This is a genomic window from Streptomyces sp. NPDC098789 (assembly GCF_044759975.1).
Taxonomy (GTDB): domain Bacteria; phylum Actinomycetota; class Actinomycetes; order Streptomycetales; family Streptomycetaceae; genus Streptomyces.
In genome coordinates this window covers 666,016-690,474 of sequence record NZ_JBIWAJ010000001.1, presented here as the reverse complement: position 1 = coordinate 690,474, position 24,459 = coordinate 666,016, and the positions used below count along the sequence as shown (strand labels likewise).

Below are 24,459 nucleotides of genomic sequence, written 5' to 3'. Positions count from 1 at the left end.
TCGTTCTCTCTTTCGCTCTTCGCTCAGTCACTCTTCGTTGTCGCCGAAGTCGGGACGGACGCCCCGAGCTGCCAGGACCTCGTCGTTCGAGGTGCCGGCGGCGACCATCGGCCACACCATGGCGTCCTCGTGGACGATGAAGTCGATGACCACCGGCCGGTCGTTGATCGCGTTGGCCTCGGCGATGACCTTGTCCAGGTCGGCCGGGTCCTCGCAGCGCAGCGCCACGCAGCCCATGGCCTCGGACAGCTTGACGAAGTCCGGGACGCGGGTGCCCTTGCGGGGGGCGCTGGACTCGCCGAGCTGCGAGCCGACCGCGGTGTCCTGGCCGGTCTCGTCGGCGTGCAGGACGGTGTTGGAGTAGCGCTGGTTGTAGAACAGGGTCTGCCACTGGCGGACCATGCCCAGCGCGCCGTTGTTGATGATCGCGACCTTGATCGGGATGTTGTTCAGCGCGCAGGTGACCAGTTCCTGATTGGTCATCTGGAAGCAGCCGTCACCGTCGATCGCCCAGACCGTGCGCTCCGGCATGCCGACCTTGGCGCCCATCGCGGCCGGGACCGCGTAGCCCATGGTGCCGGCGCCGCCGGAGTTCAGCCAGGTGCGGGGCTCCTCGTAGTTGACGAAGTGCGAGGCCCACATCTGGTGCTGGCCGACGCCCGCCGCGAAGATCGTGCTCTTCGGCGCGAGCGCGCCGACCCGCTCGATGACCTGCTGCGGCGAGAGCATGCCGTCCTCGGGCAGGTCGTAGCCCAGCGGGTAGGTCTCGCGCCAGCGGTTGAGGTCCTTCCACCAGGCGGTGTAGTCGCCCGCGTGGCCGTCGGTGTGCTCGGCCTGGACGGCCTGGACCAGGTCGGCGATGACCTCGCGGGCGTCGCCGACGATCGGGACGTCGACGGCCCGGTTCTTGCCGATCTCGGCCGGGTCGATGTCCGCGTGGATGATCTTCGCGAAGGGGGCGAAGCTGTCCAGCTTGCCGGTCACGCGGTCGTCGAAGCGGGTGCCCAGCGCGATCAGCAGGTCCGCCTTCTGCAGCGCGGTGACCGCGGTGACGGCGCCGTGCATGCCGGGCATGCCCACGTGCAGCGGGTGGCTGTCGGGGAAGGAGCCGAGCGCCATCAGGGTGGTGGTGACCGGGACGCCGGTCAGCTCGGCCAGCACCTTCAGTTCGGCGGTCGCGCCGGACTTCATGACGCCGCCGCCGATGTACAGGACCGGGCGCTTGGCCTGACAGATGAGCTTGGCGGCCTCGCGGATCTGCTTGGCGTGCGGCTTGGTGACCGGGCGGTAGCCCGGGAGGTCCTGCTGCGGCGGCCAGCTGAAGGTGGTCTTCGCCTGGAGGGCGTCCTTGGCGATGTCGACGAGGACCGGTCCCGGGCGGCCGGTGGAGGCGATGTGGAACGCCTCGGCGATCGTGCGCGGGATGTCCTCGGCCTTGGTGACCAGGAAGTTGTGCTTGGTGATCGGCATCGTGATGCCGACGATGTCCGCCTCCTGGAAGGCGTCGGTGCCGATCGCCTTGGAGGAGACCTGACCGGTGATCGCGACGAGCGGCACGGAGTCCATGTGCGCGTCGGCGATCGGGGTGACGAGGTTGGTGGCGCCGGGCCCGGAGGTCGCCATGCAGACGCCGACCTTGCCGGTGGCCTGCGCGTAGCCGGTGGCGGCGTGACCGGCGCCCTGCTCGTGGCGGACCAGGATGTGACGGACCTTGCGGCTGTCCATCATCGGGTCGTACGCGGGGAGGATGGCGCCGCCCGGGATGCCGAAGACGGTGTCGCACCCCACCTCTTCGAGAGAGCGGATGAGGGACTGCGCACCCGTGACGTGCTCAACTGCGGCGGTGTGGGATCCGCCGTTACGGGCCCGCGGCTGCGGATGGTGGGCCCCGGTGGCCTGCTCGGTCATCGGCATTCTCTTCTCGAAGCTGAGGGTTTTTGCGAGGGTTCGGTGTGTGCCAGTGCAACAAAAAACCCCTCGTGCCGGGAGGCAAGCGAGGGGAGCGCGTCGGGTGCAATGAGCGGGGGCATGATTGACCCTGCTTCAGCCGACGCGCTTTCCAAGTACGAGAATTCGGGTGCGCATGGCACTGACCCTCCCTCCGGCGGGAGGTCGATGTCAAGCGGGTGGGACGGGCGTCTCATTATTTGAGCCCCTATGCACGGCCATCGAGCCCCCGAGGGACCCGCCGGCCAAGGCGGGGTGAACCGCCGCGCCCGGTACAGGGAACGTACCGCGCACGAGCGCGCGGCGCAGCCGGTACTCGTCGAGCGGCCCGGAGAAGGCCATCCCCTGGCCGTGTGTGCAGCCCATCGCGCGCAGCGCCATGAGCTGCTCGGGGAGGTCCACCCCGTCGGCCACCGACTGCATTCCCAGATCGTTTGCGATCCGCAAGAGACCTGCGGTGATCTTGTGCAGTCTGGGCGATTCGACCACACCTTCGACCAGGCCGCGGTCCAGCTTGAGCACGTCGACGGGAAGCCTGCGGAGGGCGCTGATGGCCGCGTAACCGCTGCCGAAGCCGTCCAGGGCGATCCGGACACCGAGCCGCCGCAAGGCCGTCAGGCGGCGCTCCAGCTCGTCGAAGGGCACTCTGGGGTCGCTGTCCGCCAGCTCGATCACCAACGCGTCGGGGGGCAGCCCGTAGCGGCTCAGCAGGGATTCCACCGAGCCGCCCGGCATCGACCGGTCCAGGAGGCGCTGTGCGGTCATCCGGACGGCCACCGGTACGTCGTGCCCGGAGCGGTGGCGGTCGGCCGCCTGGTCGACCGCCTCCTCCAGCAGCCAGCGGCTCAGCTCGGCGGTCCGGGTGGCGTCCGGCGCGGCGGTCGAGGCCGGCCCCGCGGGCCCGCCGGGGCCCGCCGCGCCCTCGCTGCACTCGGCCACCCGGAGGAATTCCGCGGGGGTGAAGAGGATCCCCTGGGCCGATCGCCAGCGGGCCTGCGCGGCCACCGCCGTGACCGCGCCGTTGCCGAGGCAGACGACGGGCTGGTGGAGCAGCGCGAACTCGCCCTCATGGAGCGCGGTGCGCAGCCGCCCGGCCAGCTCCGCCTTGCGGACCACCTCGGCCTGCATCTGGGGCGCGTACAGCTCCACCCGGTTCTTGCCGCCGGCCTTCGCCCGGTACATGGCCAGATCCGCATTGCGCATCAGGTCCGAAGGGGTGATGCCGGGGTCGGCGAAGGCCACGCCGATGCTGGCGGCGACCCGGACCTCACTGCCCGCGATCCGGTAGGGCTGGGAGAGCGTGGTGCGCAGCCGGTCGGCGATCTCGTGGACCTGGTACTCGCGGGCGGAGCGGTCCCGACTGCCGTCGCCGAGGATCAGGGCGGCGAACTCGTCCCCGCCGAGCCGGGCCGCGGTGTCGCCGGCCCGGACGGAGTCCTGCAGGCGGCGTGCGGCCTCGATGAGCAGTTCGTCGCCCGCCTGGTGGCCGATGGTGTCGTTGACGGCCTTGAAACCGTCGAGGTCGATGAAGAGCACCGCGGTGCTGTGGTCCCCGGCGCGGCGGCCGGTGAGGGCCTGGCGGACCCGGCGGGTGAACAGGGCCCGGTTGGGCAGGTCGGTCAGCGGATCGTGCTCGGCGCTGTGCTGGAGCTGGGCCTGGAGCCGGACCCGCTCGGTGACGTCCCGGCTGTTGAGGATGAGCCCGCCCTGGTGCCGGTTGACGGTGGACTCCACATTGAGCCACTCGCCGTCGCCGGACTTGAAACGGCATTCGATGCGGGTGGTGGGCTCCTCGGCCGGTGGCGCGGCGAGGAACCGGCGCACCTCGTGGACCACCCGGCCGAGGTCCTCGGGGTGGATCAGCGCCGAGAGTTCGCTGCCGACCAGCTCCTCGGCGTCGCGGCCGTAGACCCCGGCGGCGGCGGGGCTGACGTAGCGCAGTATCCCGGTGGGCGCGGCGATCATGATCACGTCGCTGGAGCCCTGGACCAGGGAGCGGAAGTGGTTCTCCTTCTGGGCCAGTTCCTGGGTCAGCGCGATGTTGTCGAGGAGCATGATGCCCTGCCGGATGACCAGGGCGAGCACGACGGTGCAGCCCGTGAAGACGACCATGCGGTCGACCTTCCGGCCCTCGATCACGTTGTAGAGGATGCCGAGGGTGCACACGGCGGCGGCGAGGTACGGGGTCAGCGCGGGCAGCGACCCGGTGATCGGGCGGCTGACCGGGCGGCCCTCGCGCGCGTGCGCGGAGAGCTGCTCGCCGGCGCCGTGCTGGGCGCGCCGGCGGGCGGCTGCCGCGCGCCGCGCTCCCCTGCCCCCGCGCCGCGGGCGCGGGGTGGGCGCGGGGCGGGGCGCCTCGGGGACCGGATGCATCCGCCGGGCGCCCCAGGGCGCGTAGGCCAGGAGCAGCGAGCCGGCGAACCAGCCGGCGTCGAGCAGCTGGCCGGACTGGTAGTGGGCGCTCAGCAGCGGCGAGGTGAAGAGGGCGTCGCTGAGCACGGTGAGCGCGAGGGCCGCGATGGCCGTGTTGACGGCCGAGCGGTTGGTCGCGGAGCGGCGGAAGTGCAGGACCAGCACCATCGAGACGAGCGCGATGTCCAGCAGCGGGTAGGCCAGGGACAGCGCGGCGCGCGGGACGCTGCCGAGGGCGCCCGACTGGGCGGTGCGGGCCGCGTGCGCGAGGGCCAGGCTCCAGGACAGGGTCAGCAGGGATCCGGCGATCAGCCAGGAGTCGAGTGCGAGGCAGACCCAGCCGGCCCGGGTGACGGGGCGCTTGGCGAGGACGAGGAGTCCGACGATGGCGGACGGTGCGAAGCAGAGGAAGGCGAAGTCGGCGACCGAGGGTTTCGGCACCTCCTGGCCGAGGACGACCTCGTACCAGCCCCAGAGGAGGTTGCCGACGGCCGCCATGAGCGAGGAGAACGCGAACAGCAGCCAGGCCGGGCGTTCACGGCGGCCGATGGTCCTCGCGTAGTGGAAGCAGGAGACCGCGGCCAGTAATCCGGCGGCGCTGAGGCCGAAGTCGCCCATGATCTCGGCGGCTTCCTGGGTCCCCCAGCCGACGGCGGCCCCTACGGCATAGCCGGCGCTGATCACGGCGAGGAGGAGCTGCGCCGCCAGGCCCCGGCCGCCGCTGACGGCGGGCGGCCGGGTCAGCAGGGCCCCGGGGGCGCTCACCGGTCCGCCCCGGTGGCCGGTTTCGGCACGCACTGTCGTCGCTTCCGGCGGCCGAGCCGCGTCGGATCCTTCGCCCATTGCCCGTACATCGCCCGTCGCCCCCCAAAATGTCTGAATCACTCCCCAGCGCCAGACGAACGCGCTGCAGCCCCTTGGTCCGGACGATACACCACTTTCGTCACTCAGGGACATAGATGCTCTACTCTCCGTCACCACCAAGGGAGTTGTGGACACACGGCGCGCTCGCGCGACTACGGGGGGTGCGCGGGGCGGGCTCAGGTCGTGGTCAACACCGTGTTCGCGAGCGGCTCGCCGGCGGCCAGTGCGGTGAGCTGGCGGACCACCAGTCGCTTCGCCCGTGGCTCGAAAGCGGAGCTGCTGCCCCCGACATGGGGGGTGATCAGGACATTCGGAGCATGCCAGAGGGGGTGCCCCTGGGGCAGCGGTTCGGGGTCCGTGACGTCGAGGGCCGCCCGCAACCGCCCCGACTCCACTTCCTTCAGCAGGGAGTTGGTGTCGACGACCGGTCCGCGCGCGACGTTGACGAGCAGCGCGCCGTCCCGCATCCGGGCCAGGAAACCGGCTCCCGCGAGCCCCCGGGTGTCCTCGGTGAGCGGGGTGGAGAGGATCACCACATCGGCCTGCGGCAGCAGCCCCGGCAGGTCGGCGAGGGCGTGTACGGGGCCGTGGGCGGCGGTGCGCGCCGAGCGGGCGACGCGGATGATCCGCGCGCACTCGAAGGGGGCGAGCCGGTCCTCGATGGCGGCGCCGATCGATCCGTAGCCGACGACGAGGACGGTCTTGTCCGCGAGGGCGTCGTAGAAGCCGGAACGCCACTCCTCGCGGTCCTGGCCGCGGACCATGCCGGGGATCCCGCGCAGGGAGGCGAGGACGAGGGTGAGGGCCAGCTCGGCCGTACTGGCCTCGTGGACGCCGCGGGCGTTGCAGAGGTGCACGCCGGGCCGCAGGTCGTCGAGGCCGCCCAGGACGTGGTCGATGCCCGCGGTCAGGGTCTGCACCGCGCGCAGGTCGGGCATGTGCGCGAGCGGGCGCAGGGTGACTTCCGGGGACTTCATGTAGGGGGTGACGTAGAAGACGCAGGCGGCCGGGTCGGCCGGGAACTCCTCCTCACCGTCCCAGTGCCGGTAGCGGTAGACGTCGGGGAGACCCTCGATCTCCTCGGCGGGGAAGGGCAGCCAGACGTCCTCGGTCTTTGAAGTCATGATCGCGAGGCTATGCGAAGCGATCCCGGTCGAGCCGTTAGTTTGTGTGGCGGACCGGGAGGGGGACCCAGGAGTGGAGCGCAGGTCGATCGGGGCATCGGCTCTGACGGTGGGTGCCATCGGGCTCGGCTGCATGCCGATGAGCTGGGGGTACGCCGCCTCGGGGCGCCAGGGCGAGGAATCGCTGCGGACGGTGCACACCGCACTGGATCTGGGCGCGAGCCTGCTGGACACGGCCGATATCTACGGGCCGTACACCAACGAGCTGCTGGTGGGGCGGGTGCTCCAGGAGCGCCGGGCGGAGGCGTTCGTCTCGGCCAAGGTCGGGCTGCGGACGGGCGACCAGCACGTGGTGGCCGACGGGCGGCCCGGGTACGTGCGGCGGGCCTGTGACGCCTCGCTGCGGCGGCTGCGGACCGACGTCATAGACCTCTACCAGTTGCACCGGGTGGATCCCGACGTGCCGGTGGAGGAGACCTGGGGGGCCATGGCCGAGTTGGTCGGGGCCGGCAAGGTGCGCGCGTTGGGGTTCTGCGCACTCGGGGCGGGCGCGGGGCCCGGGGCGGGGCGGCTCGGGGACCGCGCCTACACGGCGACCCTGCGCCACCTGGACCGGATGCAGCAGGTGTTCCCGGTGAGCGCGGTGCAGGCGGAGCTGTCGGTGTGGTCGCCTGAGGCGGCCTGGCAGTTGCTGCCGTGGTGCCGGACGCGCGGGGTGGGGCTGCTGGCGGCCATGCCGGTGGGCAGCGGCTTCCTGACCGGGACGCTGACGCCGGGGCAGGGCTTCGAGGAGGCGGACGCGCGGGCCCGGCACCCGCGGTTCACGGCGGACGCGATGGCGGCGAACCAGGTGCTCGTCGCGGGGCTGCGGCGGATAGCCCGGCGGCACGAGGGGCCGGGCGGGCGGCCCGCGACGGTGGCCCAGGTGGCCCTGGCGTGGGTACTGGCCCAGGGGCCGCAGGTGGTACCGGTGCCGGGGGCGGAGCGGGCGTCCTGGGCGGCGGAGAACGCGGGGGCGGCCGAGGTGCGGCTGACGGCGCTGGACCTGGAGGAGGTCGCGGCGCTGCCGGTGGCAGTGGGGGCCTGGGAGGGCTGACCGGGGCGCGGTGGCGCGGTCGGGGCGGGGACGCGCACGAGTGTCTCCTCGGCTCGCCCTGCCCGTGGCGGTGAGGGCCCGGGAGGACTGACCGGGGCGCGGTGGCGCGGTCGGGGCGGGGACGGGCACGAGTGTCTCCTCGGCTCGCCCTGCCCGTGGCAGTGAGGGCCCGGGAGGACTGACCGGGGCGCGGTGGCGCGGTCGGGGCGGGGACGGGCCGGGGGCGCCGGATGGCCCTCTTCCCCGTTCGGGGGCGCCCATCCCCACTCGATCGAGTGTACGAAGGAGCGGAACTTCGCCGACTGCGCCGGCTGTTGAGACTGGTGACCGGCAGGATCGACGGGCAGTGGGTAGTCGGAGGAGAGGAGCAGGGTGATGGGTGTGGGAGCGGTGCGGGGGGCGTGGGTGGTGGCCTTGGCGGGGTGCGGGGCGTTGTTGGTGGGTGGGTGTGCTCCGGCCGGTGGGCCGGGGGCCGGGGCCCCTGCGGGTTCCTCGCCACCGGCTACGGGGGCGAGCCCTTCGGGGGGCGGTTCTGCCGGAGCCTCGACCCCGGGGCCGCCGGCGAAGGGGGCGGTGACGGTGTCCGGTGAGGTGGCCAAGGGTCTGGAATCGCCGTGGGGCGTGGCGCCCTTGCCGGGCGGGGACCTACTGGTCGCCTCGCGGGACAAGGGCACGATCACCCGGGTCGACACGAAGACGGGGAAGCTGACGGAGATCGGCAAGGTCTCCGGGGTGGCTCCGGGCGGCGAGGGCGGGCTGCTCGGTCTGGCCCTGTCCCCCTCGTACGCCTCGGACCACCTGGTCTACGTGTACTTCACGACGGAGTCCGACAATCGGATCGCCCGGCTCAGGTACGACGAGCAGAGAGCGCCCGGCCAGCAACTGGGCGCCCCGGACACCGTGTTCCGGGGGATCCCCAAGGGGCTCGTGCACAACGGCGGCCGGATCGCCTTCGGCCCGGACAAGATGCTCTACGCGGGGACGGGCGAGACCGGGGAGACCGGGCTCGCCCAGGACAAGAAGTCGCTGGGCGGGAAGATCCTGCGGATGACCCCGGACGGGCAGCCCGTGCACGGGAATCCGGAGGCGGATTCGGTCGTCTACTCCTACGGGCACCGCAATGTGCAGGGGCTGGCCTGGGACAAGGACAAGCGGCTGTGGGCCGCGGAGTTCGGCCAGGACACCTGGGACGAGCTGAATCTGATCCAGCCCGGCGGCAACTACGGCTGGCCCGAGGTGGAGGGGAAGGCGGGCAAGCCCGGATTCATCGATCCGGTGGCCCAGTGGAAGACCTCTGACGCCTCACCGAGCGGGATCGCCTTCGCGCAGGGCTCGATCTGGATGGCCGGGCTCAAGGGCGCCAGGCTGTGGCGGATCCCGCTGGACGGTACCAAGGCGCTGGCGGAGCCCGAGGCCTTCCTCCAGGGGACGTACGGGCGCCTGCGGACGGTGGTGTCCCTGGGCGGGGACAAGCTGCTGCTGGTCACGAGCGAGACGGACGGGCGCGGGACGCCGGAGGCGGGGGACGACCGGATCCTGAGCCTGACGGTCCGGTAGTCCGCCGCTCCCGGCCGCCGGGGCGGGGAGCCGCTGCCTCAGGAAGGGACGGGGGTGAACAGGCGCAGGCGGTGGGCGAGGGCGGCCGCCTCGCCGCGGCCGGCTACGCCCAGCTTGGCCAGGATGTTCGAGACGTGGACGCTGGCCGTCTTCGGGGAGATGAAGAGCTCCTCGGCGATCTGACGGTTGCTGTGGCCCGCCGCGACCAGACGCAGTACGTCCCGCTCGCGGCTGGTCAGGCCCAGGCTCTCGACCGGGTCGGTGTCGGGCCCGGTGGCGGCCGGGGCGGCGCCCTCGTCGGGGTCGGTGAGCTGGAGGCGGCCGCGCCGGGCGAGCAGGGCCAGGTCGTCGCGGAGCCGGAGCGAGCCCAGGTGCTCGGCGGTCGCGTGGGCAGCGCGGACGAGTGCGGCGGCGTGCTCGCGGTCGCCGCCCGCGGCCAGCAGTGACTCGGCGACCCGGTGGCGGGCCCGGGCCAGTAGGTACGGGCGCTCCAGCGGTTCGATCGCGGCTTCGACGGCGGTCCAGTCGGCGGGGGTGTCGCGGTCCTCGGCGCGCAGCAGTTCGGCGCGGACGAAGTCGGCGTGGGCGGCCCACAGCGGCACCGGGGCGGCCAGGTCGAGCATGGCCCGGCGCAGGGTCCGCACGGCCTCCTCGTGGCCCGCGGCGGCGGCCGGGAGGCCCCGGGCGTCGGCCTCGGCGGAGGCGGCGGCCAGGAGCAGGGGCCAGGCGTAGCGGTGGTGGCCGAGCGGGAATCCGGCGCCGATCGCCTCGGCGACCTCCGTGCGGACGTCGGTGATCCGGCCCTCCAGCGCGGCCAGGCCGACCGCCAGGCGGTACATCGGGATCCGGTGCTGGGGCTGGGCGTCGTGGGTGCCGAAGTGTTCGTGGGCGGCGCCGAGCCACTGGGCGGCGCCGGCCACGTCGCCGCGGGCCAGGGCGAGGTAGGACAGGCGTGCCGAGGCCATGCCGCGCGGGGCGGCGCTCTGGCTGACGCGCAGGGTGCGTTGGGCCGCCTCGGTGGCCTCGTCCCAGCGGCCGAGGCTGTACAGGCTCTCCGCCATGTTGCCGCGGACCCAGGCCTCGGAGTCCAGGAGCCGGGAGGCTCCGACGAGTTGGACCCCCGCTTCCGCGAGTTCCACCGCTTCCCGTGAGCGGCCGTTGTTTTCGAGCTGAGAGGTGAGATTGATGTGAACACGACCCGAGAGCATGGCCAGGCCCAGTTCGGCGGCCCGTTCCTTGACCTCCTCCATCAGGGCGAGCCCGCCCGCCACGTCCCCGGCGTCCGCGAGCAGGGAGCCCAGGGTGATGCGGGAGTGCAGTTCGACTTCCTGGGCGCCGACCATCCGCGCGTACTCGACGGCGCGTTCGGCGGCCGCGATGTTGTCGAGGCCGGGGTTGTGGATCATGCCCCACCCCGCGGCGCGGGAGAGCACTTCGGCGTGCACGTGGGACGGGGGCAGCCCCTCGACGAGCTCCTGGGCGGTGCTCAGTTCGGTCCAGCCGTCGCCGCGGCCCAGGCTGGCGACCAGCTTGGAGCGCTCGGTCCAGAACCAGGCGGAGCGCAGCGGGTCGTCCTCGTCCTCCAGCACCCGCAGGGCCATCTTGGTTATCTTCAGGGCACGATCGCGCTCGCCGCCGAAGCGGGCCGCGACGGTGGCCTCGGCCAGCAGGTCGAGGCGGCGCAGCGGGGTGGTCTCCGGGTCGCAGCCGCAGGGCGGGTACACCTCGGTGTAGTCCGCCGGGCGCAGCTCCGCGCGGACCTCCGCGGGCGCGCTCTCCCACAGGTCGATGGCCCGGTCCAGCAGCCGGAGCTGTTCGGAGTAGGCGTGTCGGCGGCGGGCGGTGACGGAGGCGGCGAGCACGGCGGGCAGGGCCTTGGCCGGGTCGTTGGCGTAGTACCAGTAGCTCGCGAGCCGGATGGTCCGCTCCGAGCTGCAGACGAGGTTCTCGTCGGCCTCCATGGCCTGTGCGTAGCGGCGGTTGACCCGGGCCCGTTCGCCCGGCAGCAGGTCGTCGCTGACGGCTTCGCGGACGAGGGAGTGCCGGAAGCGGTAGCCGTCGCGGTCGGCGCTGGCCAGCAGGATGTTGGCGCCGACGGCGGCGCGCAGCGCCTCGATCAGGGCGTCCTCGGTCAGCTGGGCGACGGCGAGGAGGAGTTCGTGTTCGACGGTGGAGCCGCCTTCGGCGACGATGCGCACCACGCGTTGGGCGGCGTCGGGCAGCACCTCGACGCGCACGAGCAGCAGGTCGCGCAGGGATTCGGTGAGGCCGGTGCGGCAGCCGCTCTCGCGGCAGGCGACCAGTTCCTCGACGAAGAAGGCGTTGCCGTCGGAGCGGTCGAAGACGGTCTCGACCAGTGCCTCTTCGGGCGGCGCGGCCAGGATCCCGGCGAGCTGGCGGCGCACTTCCGCACGGTTGAAGCGGGACAGCTCGATCCGCTGGACGGAGCGCAGCCGGTCGAGTTCGGCGAGCAGCGGGCGCAGCGGGTGGCGGCGGTGGATGTCGTCGGCGCGGTAGGTGGCGACGACGACGAGCCGGCCGGTGGAGAGGGTGCGCAGGAGGTAGGCGAGGAGGTGCCGGGTCGAGGTGTCCGACCAGTGCAGGTCTTCCAGCACGATGACGACGGTGCGGTCGGCGGCGAGGCGTTCCAGCAGGCGTACGGTCAGCTCGAAGAGCCGGGCGGTGCTCTCCTCGTCGTGCGGTCCGCGGGGGGTCTCGCCGAGCTCGGGGAGGATCCGGGCGAGTTCGTCCTCCTGGCCCGCGGCGGCGGCGGTCAGCTGCTCGGGGAACTGGCGGCGCAGGCTGCGCAGGGCGGCGGAAAAGGGGGCGAAGGGAAGACCCTCCGCCCCTATCTCCACACAGCCGCCGACCGCGACGACGGCGCCGCGCCGCTCGGCCTCCGCGAGGAACTCCTCGGTGAGGCGGGTCTTGCCGACCCCGGCCTCGCCCCCGATGAGGAGGGCTTGCGGTTCCGGGCCCGCGGCCCGGGTCAGTGCGTCGGTGAGTACGGCCAGTTCATCGGCGCGGCCGACGAACACCGGGCTGACAGATCTGGTCTCCACGCCGCCGAGCATCGCACAGCGTCGCTCGGGAGTGACACCGGATATTGGTGCGCTTCTCATCACGTGTCAGATCACGTGGTGCGTGGCGCGGGTTACGCGGCCGGGGTGAACCGGCTGCGGGTCTCCCTCACCGGCCTTTCCGAGGCCTTCTTGAGAGAGAAGGCGCGGCGACCGACCCGGGCCTTGGCCAGGCGCACCTGGCGGTACTCGGCGGCCTCACGGATGAGCTCGTCGCGGTGGGCGATGGCGATCTCGTACACGAACATCTCGTACTCCCTGGTCCTGTCGGGCACCTCGTTCGGTGTGGTCCAAGAATCTCGTCCCAGGGGGTGCGCGGGCATCGGGCGCATGCCGCATCTCGGTGCGGTCGGGGGCCTTAGGCGGGTGGCCCCGGGGCGCCGGGCGGACTAAGGCGGGGTGCGCACCCGCCCGGCGGCCTAGGCATCGGGCCTAGGGCGTGTTTCGAAAGTCCCTCCCCCAGCTACCGCTGGGAGGTGCCCCCGGGCTCGCGACGCCTGGCACCGCGCCTCGCGGCGTTGTCGGAACGCCCGATTACGTCCAGTAGGCGGGCATTCCTCCGCCTTGCGATGCACGGCACCAGACGCCGCGAGCCGCGCCCTTCGGGCGCCCGGCGCCACTTTCGAAACACGCCCTAGGAGGGCTGCTCCAAGGCCCTGCCCAGGGACGGTACTAGGCGGCGGCCGCGGCCTTGGGGAGGGGGAAGAGGACGTCGAAGTACATGAGGCCGAAGATCAGCACGCCGATGACGCCGAGCGCGACGGCGACCCAGGAGACGGCCTTGACCCACTGCGGGTTGACCCGACCGGGGGCGCCGAAGGAGGGGCCGACCAGCACGAACATGCCGATGAGGAGGGCGATCGTGGAGAAGACGCCGTTGACGAGGGCGGTCATGTGCCAGCCGTCGCTGTACAGGGCCTGGATCTTCTGCTCGGTCGAGGTGGCGTTGACCGAATCGATCTGGCCTATGAGGCCCTGGCGCTCGGTGATCACCCGGGCGACCCAGGTGCCGCTGAGGGCCACGAGGGAGAGACCGGCGCCCGCGATGGCCGCGGCGGCGGCGAAGACACCGGTGGGGCGGTCCTCGACGTCCTGGTCCAGGAACGCGTCGGACTCCTCGTCGTCGAGCTCCCCGTCCGGGTCGCCGACCACGTCCGCGATATCGGTGACCTCGACATCGGTGGCGGTGGGTGCGGTGACGGTGGCCTCGGTCGGCTCCTTGGAGTCCGACTCGGGCGCGTTCTGGGCGGGGGTCTTCGTGGTGTCCATGCGGGGCACCGTAGGCGGCGTATCTGAGAGGTTCCTGAGAGCCGCATGTGCGACCGTCCGCCGGGCCGACCGCGGGCGGCCGGCGCCCGGGTCCGCTGGTCCGGACGACCCGTCCGACCGCGGTCGGACGGGTGCGCCGGTCGGCGGGCTCAGCCCTGCTGGGCGGCGTCCCATTCGTGGGCGAGGAGCGCCCAGACCTCGGTGTTCTGGAGGACGCCCCGGTGGCGGTGGCTCTCGCGCATCACGCCCTCGCGGGTCATGCCGAGGCGCTGGGCGACGGCGAGGCTCCTGGTGTTGAGCGCGGAGGCGTGCCACTCGATGCGGCGCATGCCGCGCTCCCGGAACACGTGGTCGATCAGGATCCGGCAGGCCTTGGTGACCAGGCCGCGCCCGGCGGCGGTCGGCTCCAGCCAGCAGCCGCTCTCGCAGGTGCCGCCGTCCGCGTCGAAGGTCCGGAAGAGGACCCCGCCGACGAGGGTGCAGTCGACCCGGATGCCGTAGAGCCGGCCCGTGTCGGTGGCCGCCTTCTGGGCGTAGTTCCCCAGCAGGGTGCGGGACGACCCGAGGTCGGTGGCGGCGTCGGGGAAGCCGATGTGCTCCCCGATGTACGCGCGGCCGCGCTCCATGTGCGCGAAGAACTCTTCGGCGTGCCGGATCTCCAGGGGGAACAGCTGGGCGTCGTCGGCCAGATGTATCGAGAACATGCGGGTCCCTTCGGCTCCTCCGGTGCCCGGCCCGGCGCGTCAGCGGGGCGCGGCGGCCGGTTCGTCGGTGGTGCTGCGCTGCGCGGGCAGTGTCGCACGGGAGCGGCACTCGGGAGGTTCGATGCTGATCTTGGGCAGTCGGCGGTCGAGCCAGCCGGGGATCCACCAGTTCGCGCCGCCGAGCATGTGCATGAGGGCGGGCACGAGCAGGGTGCGCAGGACGAAGGCGTCGAGGGCGACGGCGACGGCGAGGGCGATGCCGAACATGGCGATCAGCCGGTCGCCGCTGAGGACGAAGGCGAGGAAGACGGAGATCATGATGACCGCCGCCGAGTTGATCACCCGGCTGGTCTCGGCGAGGCCGACCCGGACCGCCCGCCGGTTGTCACCGGTCTCCAACCACTCCTCGTACATCCGGCTGACCAGGAAGACCTGGTAGTCCATCGACAGCCCGAAGAGGACGGAGACCATGATCACCGGCAGGAAGGGTTCGATCGGGCCCGCGCTGCCCAGGCCCAGCAGTTCGCTGCCCCAGCCCCACTGGAAGACCGCGACGACGACGCCGAAGGACGAGGCGACGGCGGCGACGTTCATGGCGGCCGCCTTGACCGGGATGCCGATGGACCGGAAGGCGAGCAGCAGCAGGACGCAGCCGAGGGCGATGACGACGCCGACGAAGAGCGGCAGCTTCCCGATGATGACCTCGGCGAAGTCGTCGTAGCCCGCCGTCACGCCGCCGACGTGGACGTCCATGGTGTGGCCGCGCTCGGCGCGCGGGATGACGTCCTGGCGCAGCCGGTCGACCAGGTCGCTGGTGTCCCGCGACTGCGGGGCGGAGGTCGGTACGACCGTCAGGACGGCGGTGTCCCCGCTCCGGTTGAAGACGGCCGGCCCCGCGGCCGCGACGCCGGGGGTGGTGCGCAGGGTCTCGCCGAGGCCGTCGAGGGCGACGCGGTCCGCCGGGCCGTCGAGCCGGGCGACGAGGGTGAGCGGGCCGTTCACGCCGGGGCCGAAGCCGTCCGCGAGCAGGTCGTAGGCCTGCCGGGTGGTGGATGCGGCCGGGTTGTTGCCCTGGTCGGAGGTGCCGAGGTGGAGGGAGAGGGTGGGCAGCGCCAGGACGACCATGACCACGGCGGCCAGCGCACCGAGCAGTTTGGGCCGGCGTTCCACGAAGGCGGACCAGCGGGCGGCGAAGCCGGTGGGCGGCTCCGGCCGCGGGCCGTCCACGGCGAGCTTGCGGCGCTCGCGGCGGGACAGGGCGCGCATGCCGATGTACGAGAGGAGCGCGGGCAGCAGCGTGACCGAGGCGGCGACCGTCAGGACGACGGTGAGCGAGGCGGCCAGGGCGACCCCGTTGAGGAAGTTCAGGCGCAGGACCAGCATGCCGAGCAGCGCGATGCAGACGGTGGCCCCGGCGAAGACGACGGCCCGGCCGGTGGTGGCGACGGCGGCGCGGGCGGCCTCGTCCACGGACAGGCCGCGCCGCAGCCCCTTTCGGTGCCGGGTGACGATGAAGAGCGCGTAGTCGATGCCGACGCCGAGCCCGACCAGGGTGCCCAGCATCGGGGCGAAGTCGGCGACCGGCATGGCGTGCCCGAGCAGGGTGATGCCGAAGTACGCGGTGCCGACGCTGACCAGGGCGGTCGCCAGGGGCAGCAGGCTGGCGGCGAGCGAGCCGAAGGCGAGGAAGAGGACGACACCGGCGATGGCGACGCCCAGCACTTCGGCGAGGTGGGCCGAGGGGGCCTCGGTGAGGCCGATGGCCCGGCCGCCGAGCTCGACCTGGAGGCCGTCGCGTTCGGTGGCGGGGTTCTTCGCGGCGGCCAGGACCGCCTTGGCCTGCGCCTTGGGGACCGCGTCGGCCGGCCGGTCGAAGGTGACGACGGCGTAGGCGGTGCGCCCGTCCGCGCTGATCCGGGCCGCGCCCTCAAGGCCGTACGGGCCGACGACCGAGCCGACTCCGGGCAGTGCGGCGACCGCGTCGAGGGCCCGGCTCATGCGCTGTTGGACCTCGGGCGAGCGGGCGTTCTCGTGCTCCGGGGTCCGCCACACGATGGTGTCGGTGTCACCGCCCTGGCCGTGGAAGCCTTCGCGCAGCAGGGCGTGGGCCCTGCCGGACTCGGTGCCGGGGACTTCGTAGTCGTTGGAGAAGGCGGTTCCGGCGCTCGCGGCGGCCGCCGCGGTGGCGCCGAGGGCCAGTAGCCAGAGCATGACGGCGACGAGGCGGTGCCGCATGCACCACCGTGCGATTGCTGCCAACGAACGTGCTCCCTGGTGGTTCGGATCCTTTGCCGGGGAACAGCCCGTCGGAAAGAACGCGTATGCCCGAGGTGGTCTACACCGTCACGATCTCAACGATTGGTGATCGTTGGCCCGGTTCGTGGGCATCGTCACAGGATCCGGAGCGGGAACGGACCGGGACCGGGACCTCGTCCCCTCACCAAGGGCCCGCGGCCCCCTCACCAAGGTCCCTCAACCCCCCGCCCGGTGGTCCTGCTCCCCCGCGCCCTCGTCCGCCCGGTAGCCCGGGAGCGAGGGCCAGCGCACGGTGAGGACGACGGCGTCCTCCTCCGCGTACCAGGAGTGGTCCACGCCGCGTCCCCAGATCACGTAGTCCCCCTGTTCGGCGAGGACCACGGTCCGCCCGGGGAACTCCAGCCGGAAGCGACCGCTGATGAGGACCTGCAGCGCGGTGCGCTCCTCTCCCCTCACCCACTGGGCGCGTTCCTCGCCCTTCGGGTGCACGCCCCACTTGATCTCGACGTCCGCGCTGTGCCGGGGGTCGTCGGCGGCCTTGAAGTGGCCGAGGAGCCAACCGCGGTCGGCGGCGGCCTCGGGGCCCGCCCTACCTGTGTGGACGACCCCGTCCGAACGCGCGGGGACGGAGCGGTGGGTGCGATCGGTCGCATCGGTCATGTGGGGAGGCTAATGCACTTGCGTTGATGGCATATTGCCTGCTGAGCTGCACGGATGACGACGGATCTTGATGTAGTGAGGGCCCTGTTCGACGCCGAGGCCCGCCGCGGGGCGCGGTCGGACGGGGACCGTTCCCTGGTGGAGCACGACGGGGACGTCGTACGGCGCGTCTCGCGCGGCCCGGGCTGGAACGGAGTGCTCTGGTCGGATCTCGACGAGGACACCGCGGACGCGCGGATCGCGGCGCAGATCGCCTACTTCGAGGGCCGCGAGGTGCCGGAGTTCGAGTGGAAGATGTACGACTACGACGCCCCGGCGGACCTGGGCGCACGCCTGCTGGCCGCGGGCTTCGTGCCGGAGCCGCCCGAGACGCTGATGGTGGCGCGGGTCGCGGACATCGCGCGCGAGGTGGCGACGCCCGAGGGGGTGACGCTGGTGGACGTGACGGACGTCGAGGGCGTCGACCTGATGATGGACGTCCACGCCCAGGCCTTCGGCGAGAACCGGCCGCGGATCCGGCACGCGTTGATCACCCAGGTGACCCAGGCCCCGGAGACGATCCTGGCCGTGGTCGCGATGGCGGACGGCCAGCCGGTCAGCTCCGCGCGGATGGAGATCACCCCGGGCGCTTCCTTCGCGGGCCTGTGGGGCGGTGGCACCGCGCCGCAGTGGCGGGGCAAGGGCATCTACCGCGCCCTGGTGGCCCACCGCGCGCTCGCGGCGGCCGAGCTGGGGATCCCCTACCTCCAGGTGGACGCGTCGAGCGAGAGCCGCCCGATCCTGGAGCGGCTGGGCTTCGGGGTGCTGGGGGTGACGGTGCCGTACGTGTGGGTCGGGAAGTAGCGGTGGCGCGGGGCCGGGTCACCGCGGGTCCGGCCCCACCGCCCTTCCTCCCGCCGGTCCGGGCGGGCAAGATCAGCGGCATGGAACGCATAGCACCCCCACTGACCGGCGACGAGCGCGAAACCCTGCGCGGCTTCCTCGACTTCCACCGCGCCACCCTCTCCATGAAGTGCGAGGGCCTCACCGACGAGCAGCTTCGTCTGGCGGCGTCGCCGCCCTCGACCCTCACCCTGCTGGGCCTCGTGCGGCACATGGCCGAGGTGGAGCGCCACTGGTTCCGGCGCGTGCTGGCGGGCGAGGACGTGGCGCACGTCTGGTCCGACAAGCACGACTTCCAGGAGGCGTACGACGCCTCCACCTCCACCCGCGCCGAGGCCTTCGCCGCGTGGGAGGCGGAGATCGCCTTCTCCCGCCGGTTCGAGGCCGCGGCCGATTCCCTCGACGTGACGGCCTACTTCGAGAAGTGGGAGGCGGACGTCTCGCTGCGCCTGGTGATGCAGCACCTGATCCACGAGTACGCCCGCCACAGCGGCCACGCCGACCTCCTGCGCGAGGCCATCGACGGCACCACCGGCGCCTGAGCTACGCGGCCCGCCAGTAACCGAGCCCGTTGACCCGCTGCTTGGGCAGGGCCAGCTCCTTGCGCAGGTACGACGTCAGCGTCCGCGTGGTCGTCGTGTCGCACGCCAGCCACACGTAGGCGGAGGCCGGGTCGTCGATCAGCGCCGGCAGCTGCGCCTTGACCTTCTCCACCAGGGCCGATCCCCCGCGGGCGACCCGGCGCACCTCGTGGCGCGCCGCGTCCGCGCGGACCGGCAGGTCGACGTCCGAGTCGTGCTGCGTCTCGAACCAGATGGTGGCCGGGGTCTGCGGGAAGGCGTCCAGCAGGGAGTTGATGGCGGGCAGCGAGGCGGCGTCGCCGATCACCAGCAGCCGCTCGGGCGCCGGGGCGGGCGCGGTGAAGCCGGTTCCGTGCACCGTGGCGTCGATGGTGTCACCCGGCTTCGCGTCGCGCGCCCAGCGGCTGGCGGCCCCGTCGTGCAGCGCGAATTCGAGGGTGAAGGTGCCCGCGGCCGGGTCGGGGTCGACCAGCGTGTAGGCCCGCTGGTGCGGCTTGCCCTCGCTCTCGAACCACACGCGCACCCACATCGTCGGGTGCAGCGACTCCCCCGCGGCGGCGAGCAGGCCGCCGTCGGAGAGGTGGACGCGGCGGTAGTTCTCCGTGACCTGCTCCGCCCCCGTCACCGTGAACGTGAAGTCCTTGCCCCGCAGCAGCTTGAGGACCACGCCCTCCCAGCCCTTGGCAACGCCCATGTCCGCCCTTCCCCTGATGTCCCCTGGCACACGCTTGCAGCCCTATAGTTAGGCCAGCCTAACCTAATGCACTTGGGGAACCGTGTGAGCAGCGTTACCAATTCGGGTCCGGAGACGCCTCCGCAGGACGCCCCCGACGACCACGCCCGCTACCGGGACGCATGGGGCGTTCCCCATCTCCGCGCGGTCGACGGCATCCGGCTCTCCTACGCCCAGGGCCGGACCACCGCCCTGGACCGCGCCTGGCAGGTGGAGGTGGAGCGGCGCCGCTCGCAGGGTTCCACCGCCGCCTTCCTCGGCGCCGGCGAGGTCGCCTGGGACCGGTTCGCCCGCCAGTGCCGGCTCGACGACACCGCCCGCCGTTGCTTCGAGGCACTCGACGCCGACACCGCCGCGTGGGTGCGGGCGTACGTCGACGGGGTCAACGACGGCATGGCCGCGGGCGCGGCCCGCGACGAGCGGTTCGACCGCACCGGCCTGGTGCCCACCCCCTGGGAGCCCTGGGTCCCGCTCGGGATCTGGCTCGCCACCCACGTCCTGTTCGCCGGCTTCCCCACCAAGCTCTGGCGCGCGCAGGTCGCCGCCGCCCTCGGCGACGAGGCCATCACCCTGTTCGCCACCGACGGCCCCGGCACCGCCGGCAGCAACGGGTGGCTCGTGCCGGGCGAGCGCACCTCCACCGGCTCCGCGATCATCGCGGGCGACCCGCACCGCTTCATCGAGGACCCGGGGGTCTACCAGCAGATCCGCCTGGCCTGCCCCGAGTTCGACGTGGTCGGCCTGGCCGTCCCCGGGGTCCCGGGCCTGGCGCACTTCGGCCACACCGGCTCCGCCGCCTGGGCGATCACCAACGCCATGGCCGACTACCAGGACCTGTACGTCGAGCGGCTCACCCGGATCGCCGACGCCACGGGCGAGCGCGTCGAGGCCCTCGGCCCGGACGGCGCCACCGAGCCCGTCGACCGGCACATCGAGACCATCACGGTCGCGGGCGCCGACGGCGCGGCCCCCACCGAGGTCGAGGTCGAGGTGCTGGAGACCGCCCGCGGCCCGGTCGTCATCGACACCGCCGACCGGAGCGTCAGCCTGCGCTACCCGGCCCGGGTCCGCGCGGACCTCGGCTTCGCCGCGCTCCCGGCCCTGCTGCGCGCGCGTACGGTCGCCGACATCGGCCGCGCGGTCGACCGGTGGGCCGAGCCCGTCAACGTCGTGCACGCCGCCGACACCGGGGGCGGCCTGCTGCACCGGGTCGCGGGTGCCGTACCGCTGCGCCACCCGGACAACCGGTTGCGCCCGGTGCCCGCCTGGGAGGCGGGATACGAGTGGCGGGGCTGGGCCGAGCCGCCCGTCGAGCCGGTACAGGGGTTCGCGGTGATGGCCAACGCGCGCGGGATCGCCTCCCCGCTGGGCGTGGAGTTCGCGCCCCCGCACCGGGCCCACCGGATCCGGGAGCTGCTCAGCGGTTCGGACGACTGGTCCGCGCCGGACATGGCCGACGTGCACCGGGACGCCTTCCTCGGTTCCGCCGCCGCCGTGTTGGACCGGCTGCCCGCACCGGACGGCCTCTCCCCCGAGGCCGCGAAGCTGCGCGAGCGGCTGCTCGGCTGGGACCGGCACATGGCGGCCGGGAGCACCGACGCCACCGTCTTCGCGGCGCTGCGCACGGCGCTGGTGCGGCGGATCGCCGCCGACCCGGCGCTCGCGGGGCTGGCCGGCGCGCCGACCGGCCCGTCGGTCTTCCACCCTTGGCTGTACCTCGTCCCCCGGGTCGGTTACGCCCTGGAGGGCCTGCTGGCCAGCGATCTGCTGCCCGCGCTCGACCGCGCCGCGCACCTGCGCGCCGCCCTGGAGGAGACGGCCGCGGCGGCCGCCCCCGACACGGCGTGGTCCGAGGTCCACCGGCTCGCGCCCTGGCAGGCGCTGCACGACTCCGGGGCGAGCTGGCCCGGGCTGGGCGGCGACCACGACTGCGTGAACGCCACCTCGTCCGTCCCCGGGGTCACCGACCTCAGCTCCCGTGCGTCGGCGGCCCGTTACGTCTGGGACCTGGCCCGGCGCGAGGACAGCCTGTGGGTCGTCCCGCTGGGCGCGGACGGGGTCACCGGCTCCGCGCACCACCTCGACCAGCTCCCGCTCTGGGCGCGGGGCGAACTCGTACCGGTCGTCACCGACTGGACCCGGCTCACCAAGGAATCGATATGACCTCCCCCGCCCTCTCCTGCCGACAGCCCGTCCACACCCAGCACGTGGAGGGCTTCGGCACGGTCACCATCACCCCCGTGGACCCGGTCGGCGACGCCGAGTTGATCCACGGCTGGGTCACCGACGAGCGCGCCTCCTTCTGGGGCATGAACGGGGCGAGCCTGGAACTGGTCCGGGAGATCTACGCGGACGTCGACCGGCGCGACACGCACCACGCCTTCATCGCACGGCGCGAGGGCGCGCCGGTGGCGCTCTTCCAGACGTACGACTGCGCGGCGGACCGGGTCGGCGAGTGCTACGAGGTCCGGCCCGGGGACACGGGCGTCCACCTGCTGATCGGTCCCGCGGACGGTGGGGTCGAGCGCGGTTTCAGCGCCCGCCTGATGACCGCCTTCATGGGCTACGTCTTCACCGACGGGCGCACGGTCCGCGTCGTCGCGGAGCCGGACCCGCGCAACGAGAAGGCGATCGCGCGCCTGGAGCGGACCGGCTTCGTCCTGGGCCCCGAGGTCGAACTCCCCGAGATCGACCTGCCCGAGGTCCACCTCCCCGCGAAGCCGGCCCGCCTCGCGTTCCTCAGCGTTCCGCGCCCTCCGCGCCCGTAACACCCCCGGCCCCGGCCCCGGCCCCCGCCTCGACCTCGGCGAGGAACCCGCTGATCAGCGCCTCCCACGCGGCGGGGTTCTCGGCGAAGGGCAGGTGTCCGGTGGGCAGTTCGGCCCAGCGGGCGCCGGGGATCGAGTCCGCGACCTCCCGCTGGCGCGGCAGCGGTACGAGCCGGTCCCTGGTCGTCGCGATGACCAGGGCCGGCACGTCGACGGACGCCAGGTCGGGGCGCGCGTCCGCGCCCGGCACCAGGGCCGCCTGGTCCCCGCCGCCGGGCGGGAAGGAAGCGGCCGTCGCGGCCACGGTCTCGGCCAGTTGCTCCGGGGTCAGCGACTCCAGCACCTCCGGGCTGAGCGCCAGCGGTGCCAACACCTTCGCCAGGAGCTCCGCCTCGCCCCGCGCGGCCAGCTCGGACCAGAGCGAGGTGACGAGCGAGAGCCGGTTGTCGGCTCGGGCGAAGGTCGCCGTGAGGACGAGGGCGGTCACCCGCTCCGGGTGGCGGGCCGCGACCCGGGCCGCGACGTGCCCGCCGAGCGAGTAGCCGAGCACCGCGAACCGCTCCAACCCCTCGGCGTCCGCCGCGGCCACCAGCTCGTCCGCCAGCTCGTCCAGCGTCAGCGGGTGGTCGGCGCGCGGAGTGCCGCCCGAGCCGGGATAGTCGACGCCGACGACCGTGCGCCGCGCGGCGAGCCCGTCCAGGAGCGTCCCGAAGTTCGATTCCACGGACCCGCCGCCCCCGTGGGCGAGCAGCAGCCCGGGCCCGCCGCGCTGCCCGCGGACGGTGCGGGCGTAGGTGGCGGTGGTGGCGGCAACAGCGGTGGCATGCGCGTGGGCATGGGACATGACGGTCTCCCCGTAAATTCCGTAACGATCACTACGGAAAGAACCGTACCCTATTTACCTATCGATCGCTACAGAACTATCGCCGGCCACTGCGGCAGGGCATCCGGAACGCCGACGGCCCCGCACCGGAGATCCGGTGCGGGGCCGTCGCGCGGAGCCTGTGGAACCTACTCGGAGACGCCCAGGCGCTCCAGGATCAGTTCCTTCACGCGCGCCGCGTCCGCCTGGCCGCGCGTGGTCTTCATGACCGCGCCGACCAGTGCGCCGACGGCCGCGACCTTGCCGCCGCGGATCTTGTCCGCGATGGCCGCGTTGCCCGCGATGGCCTCGTCGACGGCCGCGCCGAGCGCGCCGTCGTCCGAGACGACCTTGAGGCCGCGCTTCTCGACGACCTCGTCCGGGGTGCCCTCGCCCGCGAGGACGCCCTCGATGACCTGGCGGGCGAGCTTGTCGTTCAGCTCGCCGCCCGCGACGAGCGCCGCGACCCGGGCGACCTGCGCCGGGGTGATCGGCAGTTCGTCGACGACGACGCCCTGCTCGTTGGCGTTGCGGGCCAGCTCGCCCATCCACCACTTGCGCGCGGCGGCGGAGTCGGCGCCGGCCTCGGTGGTGGCGACGATGGAGTCCACCGCGCCCGCGTTGAGGATCGACTGCATGTCGTGCTCGCTGACCCCCCACTCCTCGCGCAGCCGGTTGCGGCGCACGCGGGGCATCTCGGGGAGCCCGGCACGCAGTTCCTCGACCCAGGTGCGGGCCGGGGCTACGGGTACGAGGTCGGGCTCCGGGAAGTACCGGTAGTCCTCGGCGTTGTCCTTGATGCGGCCGGAGGTGGTGGAGCCGTCCTCCTCGTGGAAGTGACGGGTCTCCTGGAGGATCGAACCGCCCGACGAGAGCACCGCCGCGTGGCGCTGGATCTCGAAGCGGGCCGCGCGCTCGACGCTGCGCAGCGAGTTGACGTTCTTCGTCTCGCTGCGGGTGCCGAACTCGGACTCCGGGGTGGGGCGCAGCGACAGGTTCACGTCGCAGCGCATCTGGCCCTTGTCCATGCGGGCCTCGGAGACGCCCAGCGCCTTGATGACCTCGCGCAGCTCGGCGACGTACGCCTTGGCGACCTCGGGGGCGCGCTCGCCCGCTCCCTCGATCGGCTTGGTGACGATCTCGATCAGCGGGATGCCGGCGCGGTTGTAGTCCAGCAGCGAGTGGGACGCGCCGTGGATGCGGCCGGTGGCACCGCCGACGTGCAGCGACTTGCCGGTGTCCTCCTCCATGTGGGCGCGCTCGATCTCCACGCGGAAGATCTCGCCGTCCTCCAGCTGCACGTCGAGGAAGCCGTTGAAGGCGATCGGCTCGTCGTACTGGGAGGTCTGGAAGTTCTTCGGCATGTCCGGATAGAAGTAGTTCTTCCGGGCGAAGCGGCACCACTCGGCGATCTCGCAGTTCAGCGCGAGACCGATCTTGATGGCCGACTCGATGCCGATCTCGTTGACGACCGGGAGCGCGCCGGGCAGGCCGAGGCAGGTGGGGCAGGTCTGCGAGTTGGGCTCGGCGCCCAGCTCGGTCGAACAACCGCAGAACATCTTGGTGCGGGTGCCCAGCTCGACGTGGACCTCAAGGCCCATGACGGGGTCGTACGACGCGAGGGCGTCCTCGTACGACAGGAGTTCGGTGACGGTCACGGTGAA

18 protein-coding genes are annotated in these 24,459 nt (G+C 72.8%); 6 read left to right on the top strand and 12 right to left on the bottom strand.

What is annotated here, in order from left to right:
- Window positions 1–27: 27 nt before the first annotated feature.
- The 3 genes from ACIQWR_RS03315 to ACIQWR_RS03305 all read right to left on the bottom strand — a co-directional run bounded on the left by ACIQWR_RS03315 (window position 28) and on the right by ACIQWR_RS03305 (window position 6,347).
- The gene (locus ACIQWR_RS03315; RefSeq protein WP_404004783.1) at window positions 28–1,914 is read right to left on the bottom strand and encodes an acetolactate synthase large subunit; all 1,887 of its coding nucleotides are present in this window, start codon (window positions 1,912–1,914) and stop codon (window positions 28–30) included.
- Window positions 1,915–2,118: 204 nt separating this feature from the next.
- Window positions 2,119–5,124, bottom strand: a complete 3,006-nt coding sequence (locus ACIQWR_RS03310; protein WP_404004782.1) for a putative bifunctional diguanylate cyclase/phosphodiesterase — start codon at window positions 5,122–5,124, stop codon at window positions 2,119–2,121.
- Between the two features lie 275 nt (window positions 5,125–5,399).
- The gene (locus ACIQWR_RS03305) at window positions 5,400–6,347 is read right to left on the bottom strand and encodes a 2-hydroxyacid dehydrogenase (RefSeq protein WP_404004780.1); all 948 of its coding nucleotides are present in this window, start codon (window positions 6,345–6,347) and stop codon (window positions 5,400–5,402) included.
- A 73-nt stretch (window positions 6,348–6,420) separates the two neighbouring features.
- Between ACIQWR_RS03305 and ACIQWR_RS03300 the strand changes: the two genes are divergently transcribed.
- Window positions 6,421–7,443 (top strand): aldo/keto reductase, encoded by a 1,023-nt coding sequence (locus tag ACIQWR_RS03300; RefSeq protein WP_404004779.1) that lies wholly within the window; start codon window positions 6,421–6,423, stop codon window positions 7,441–7,443.
- A gap of 375 nt (window positions 7,444–7,818) precedes the next feature.
- Window positions 7,819–9,000: a PQQ-dependent sugar dehydrogenase gene (locus ACIQWR_RS03295; protein WP_404004777.1), complete on the top strand. Its 1,182-nt coding sequence runs from the start codon at window positions 7,819–7,821 to the stop codon at window positions 8,998–9,000.
- 38 nt (window positions 9,001–9,038) lie between these two features.
- On the opposite strand, the gene ACIQWR_RS03290 is transcribed toward ACIQWR_RS03295, so the two are convergent.
- The 6 genes from ACIQWR_RS03290 to ACIQWR_RS03265 all read right to left on the bottom strand — a co-directional run bounded on the left by ACIQWR_RS03290 (window position 9,039) and on the right by ACIQWR_RS03265 (window position 16,969).
- Window positions 9,039–12,074, bottom strand: a complete 3,036-nt coding sequence (locus ACIQWR_RS03290; RefSeq protein WP_404004776.1) for an AAA family ATPase — start codon at window positions 12,072–12,074, stop codon at window positions 9,039–9,041.
- 80 nt (window positions 12,075–12,154) lie between these two features.
- The gene (locus tag ACIQWR_RS03285) at window positions 12,155–12,355 is read right to left on the bottom strand and encodes a hypothetical protein (RefSeq protein ID WP_404004775.1); all 201 of its coding nucleotides are present in this window, start codon (window positions 12,353–12,355) and stop codon (window positions 12,155–12,157) included.
- A 397-nt stretch (window positions 12,356–12,752) separates the two neighbouring features.
- A complete protein-coding gene (locus ACIQWR_RS03280; protein ID WP_404004774.1) occupies window positions 12,753–13,349 on the bottom strand; it encodes a hypothetical protein in 597 nt (198 codons plus the stop codon).
- 149 nt (window positions 13,350–13,498) lie between these two features.
- Window positions 13,499–14,053 carry a GNAT family N-acetyltransferase gene (locus ACIQWR_RS03275; protein ID WP_404004773.1) on the bottom strand — a complete coding sequence of 185 codons (555 nt, stop codon included), beginning with the start codon at window positions 14,051–14,053 and terminating at the stop codon, window positions 13,499–13,501.
- A 39-nt stretch (window positions 14,054–14,092) separates the two neighbouring features.
- Window positions 14,093–16,312: an MMPL family transporter gene (locus ACIQWR_RS03270; protein WP_404004772.1), complete on the bottom strand. Its 2,220-nt coding sequence runs from the start codon at window positions 16,310–16,312 to the stop codon at window positions 14,093–14,095.
- A gap of 213 nt (window positions 16,313–16,525) precedes the next feature.
- A complete protein-coding gene (locus tag ACIQWR_RS03265) occupies window positions 16,526–16,969 on the bottom strand; it encodes a signal peptidase I (protein ID WP_404004770.1) in 444 nt (147 codons plus the stop codon).
- Between the two features lie 54 nt (window positions 16,970–17,023).
- Here ACIQWR_RS03265 and ACIQWR_RS03260 point away from each other — a divergent pair, with 54 nt between their 5' ends.
- Together ACIQWR_RS03260 and ACIQWR_RS03255 are read left to right on the top strand one after the other, a co-directional pair.
- The gene (locus tag ACIQWR_RS03260) at window positions 17,024–17,812 is read left to right on the top strand and encodes a GNAT family N-acetyltransferase (protein WP_404004769.1); all 789 of its coding nucleotides are present in this window, start codon (window positions 17,024–17,026) and stop codon (window positions 17,810–17,812) included.
- An 80-nt stretch (window positions 17,813–17,892) separates the two neighbouring features.
- Window positions 17,893–18,393 carry a DinB family protein gene (locus tag ACIQWR_RS03255; RefSeq protein ID WP_404004768.1) on the top strand — a complete coding sequence of 167 codons (501 nt, stop codon included), beginning with the start codon at window positions 17,893–17,895 and terminating at the stop codon, window positions 18,391–18,393.
- 1 nt (window position 18,394) lies between these two features.
- On the opposite strand, the gene ACIQWR_RS03250 is transcribed toward ACIQWR_RS03255, so the two are convergent.
- Complete coding sequence (locus ACIQWR_RS03250) at window positions 18,395–19,126, bottom strand: siderophore-interacting protein (protein WP_404004766.1); 732 nt, start codon at window positions 19,124–19,126, stop codon at window positions 18,395–18,397.
- Between the two features lie 195 nt (window positions 19,127–19,321).
- On the opposite strand from ACIQWR_RS03250, the gene ACIQWR_RS03245 reads away from it, so the two are divergent.
- Together ACIQWR_RS03245 and ACIQWR_RS03240 are read left to right on the top strand one after the other, a co-directional pair.
- The gene (locus ACIQWR_RS03245) at window positions 19,322–21,328 is read left to right on the top strand and encodes a penicillin acylase family protein (RefSeq protein WP_404005036.1); all 2,007 of its coding nucleotides are present in this window, start codon (window positions 19,322–19,324) and stop codon (window positions 21,326–21,328) included.
- Window positions 21,325–21,933, top strand: coding sequence for a GNAT family N-acetyltransferase (locus tag ACIQWR_RS03240; protein WP_404004765.1), 609 nt, complete (start codon window positions 21,325–21,327; stop codon window positions 21,931–21,933). Before ACIQWR_RS03245 ends, ACIQWR_RS03240 begins: the two co-directional genes overlap by 4 nt.
- Here ACIQWR_RS03240 and ACIQWR_RS03235 read toward each other — a convergent pair.
- Window positions 21,905–22,777, bottom strand: a complete 873-nt coding sequence (locus tag ACIQWR_RS03235) for an alpha/beta fold hydrolase (RefSeq protein WP_404004764.1) — start codon at window positions 22,775–22,777, stop codon at window positions 21,905–21,907. The genes ACIQWR_RS03240 and ACIQWR_RS03235 overlap by 29 nt on opposite strands.
- 167 nt (window positions 22,778–22,944) lie before the next feature.
- On the bottom strand, window positions 22,945–24,453 hold the full coding sequence (gatB, locus tag ACIQWR_RS03230; RefSeq protein WP_404004762.1) for an Asp-tRNA(Asn)/Glu-tRNA(Gln) amidotransferase subunit GatB: 1,509 nt from the start codon (window positions 24,451–24,453) through the stop codon (window positions 22,945–22,947).
- Between the last annotated feature and the right edge of the window lie 6 nt (window positions 24,454–24,459).

Bases quoted from the DNA above. Each gene is read 5' to 3' on its own strand.
- ACIQWR_RS03315 (WP_404004783.1), bottom strand. From the start codon at position 1,914: ATGCCGATGACCGAGCAGGCCACCGGGGCCCACCATCCGCAGCCGCGG.
- ACIQWR_RS03305 (WP_404004780.1), bottom strand. From the start codon at position 6,347: ATGACTTCAAAGACCGAGGACGTCTGGCTGCCCTTCCCCGCCGAGGAG.
- ACIQWR_RS03295 (WP_404004777.1), top strand. From the start codon at position 7,819: ATGGGTGTGGGAGCGGTGCGGGGGGCGTGGGTGGTGGCCTTGGCGGGG.
- ACIQWR_RS03290 (WP_404004776.1), bottom strand. From the start codon at position 12,074: ATGCTCGGCGGCGTGGAGACCAGATCTGTCAGCCCGGTGTTCGTCGGC.
- ACIQWR_RS03280 (WP_404004774.1), bottom strand. From the start codon at position 13,349: ATGGACACCACGAAGACCCCCGCCCAGAACGCGCCCGAGTCGGACTCC.
- ACIQWR_RS03275 (WP_404004773.1), bottom strand. From the start codon at position 14,053: ATGTTCTCGATACATCTGGCCGACGACGCCCAGCTGTTCCCCCTGGAG.
- ACIQWR_RS03265 (WP_404004770.1), bottom strand. From the start codon at position 16,969: ATGACCGATGCGACCGATCGCACCCACCGCTCCGTCCCCGCGCGTTCG.
- ACIQWR_RS03260 (WP_404004769.1), top strand. From the start codon at position 17,024: ATGACGACGGATCTTGATGTAGTGAGGGCCCTGTTCGACGCCGAGGCC.
- ACIQWR_RS03255 (WP_404004768.1), top strand. From the start codon at position 17,893: ATGGAACGCATAGCACCCCCACTGACCGGCGACGAGCGCGAAACCCTG.
- ACIQWR_RS03250 (WP_404004766.1), bottom strand. From the start codon at position 19,126: ATGGGCGTTGCCAAGGGCTGGGAGGGCGTGGTCCTCAAGCTGCTGCGG.
- ACIQWR_RS03240 (WP_404004765.1), top strand. From the start codon at position 21,325: ATGACCTCCCCCGCCCTCTCCTGCCGACAGCCCGTCCACACCCAGCAC.
- ACIQWR_RS03235 (WP_404004764.1), bottom strand. From the start codon at position 22,777: ATGTCCCATGCCCACGCGCATGCCACCGCTGTTGCCGCCACCACCGCC.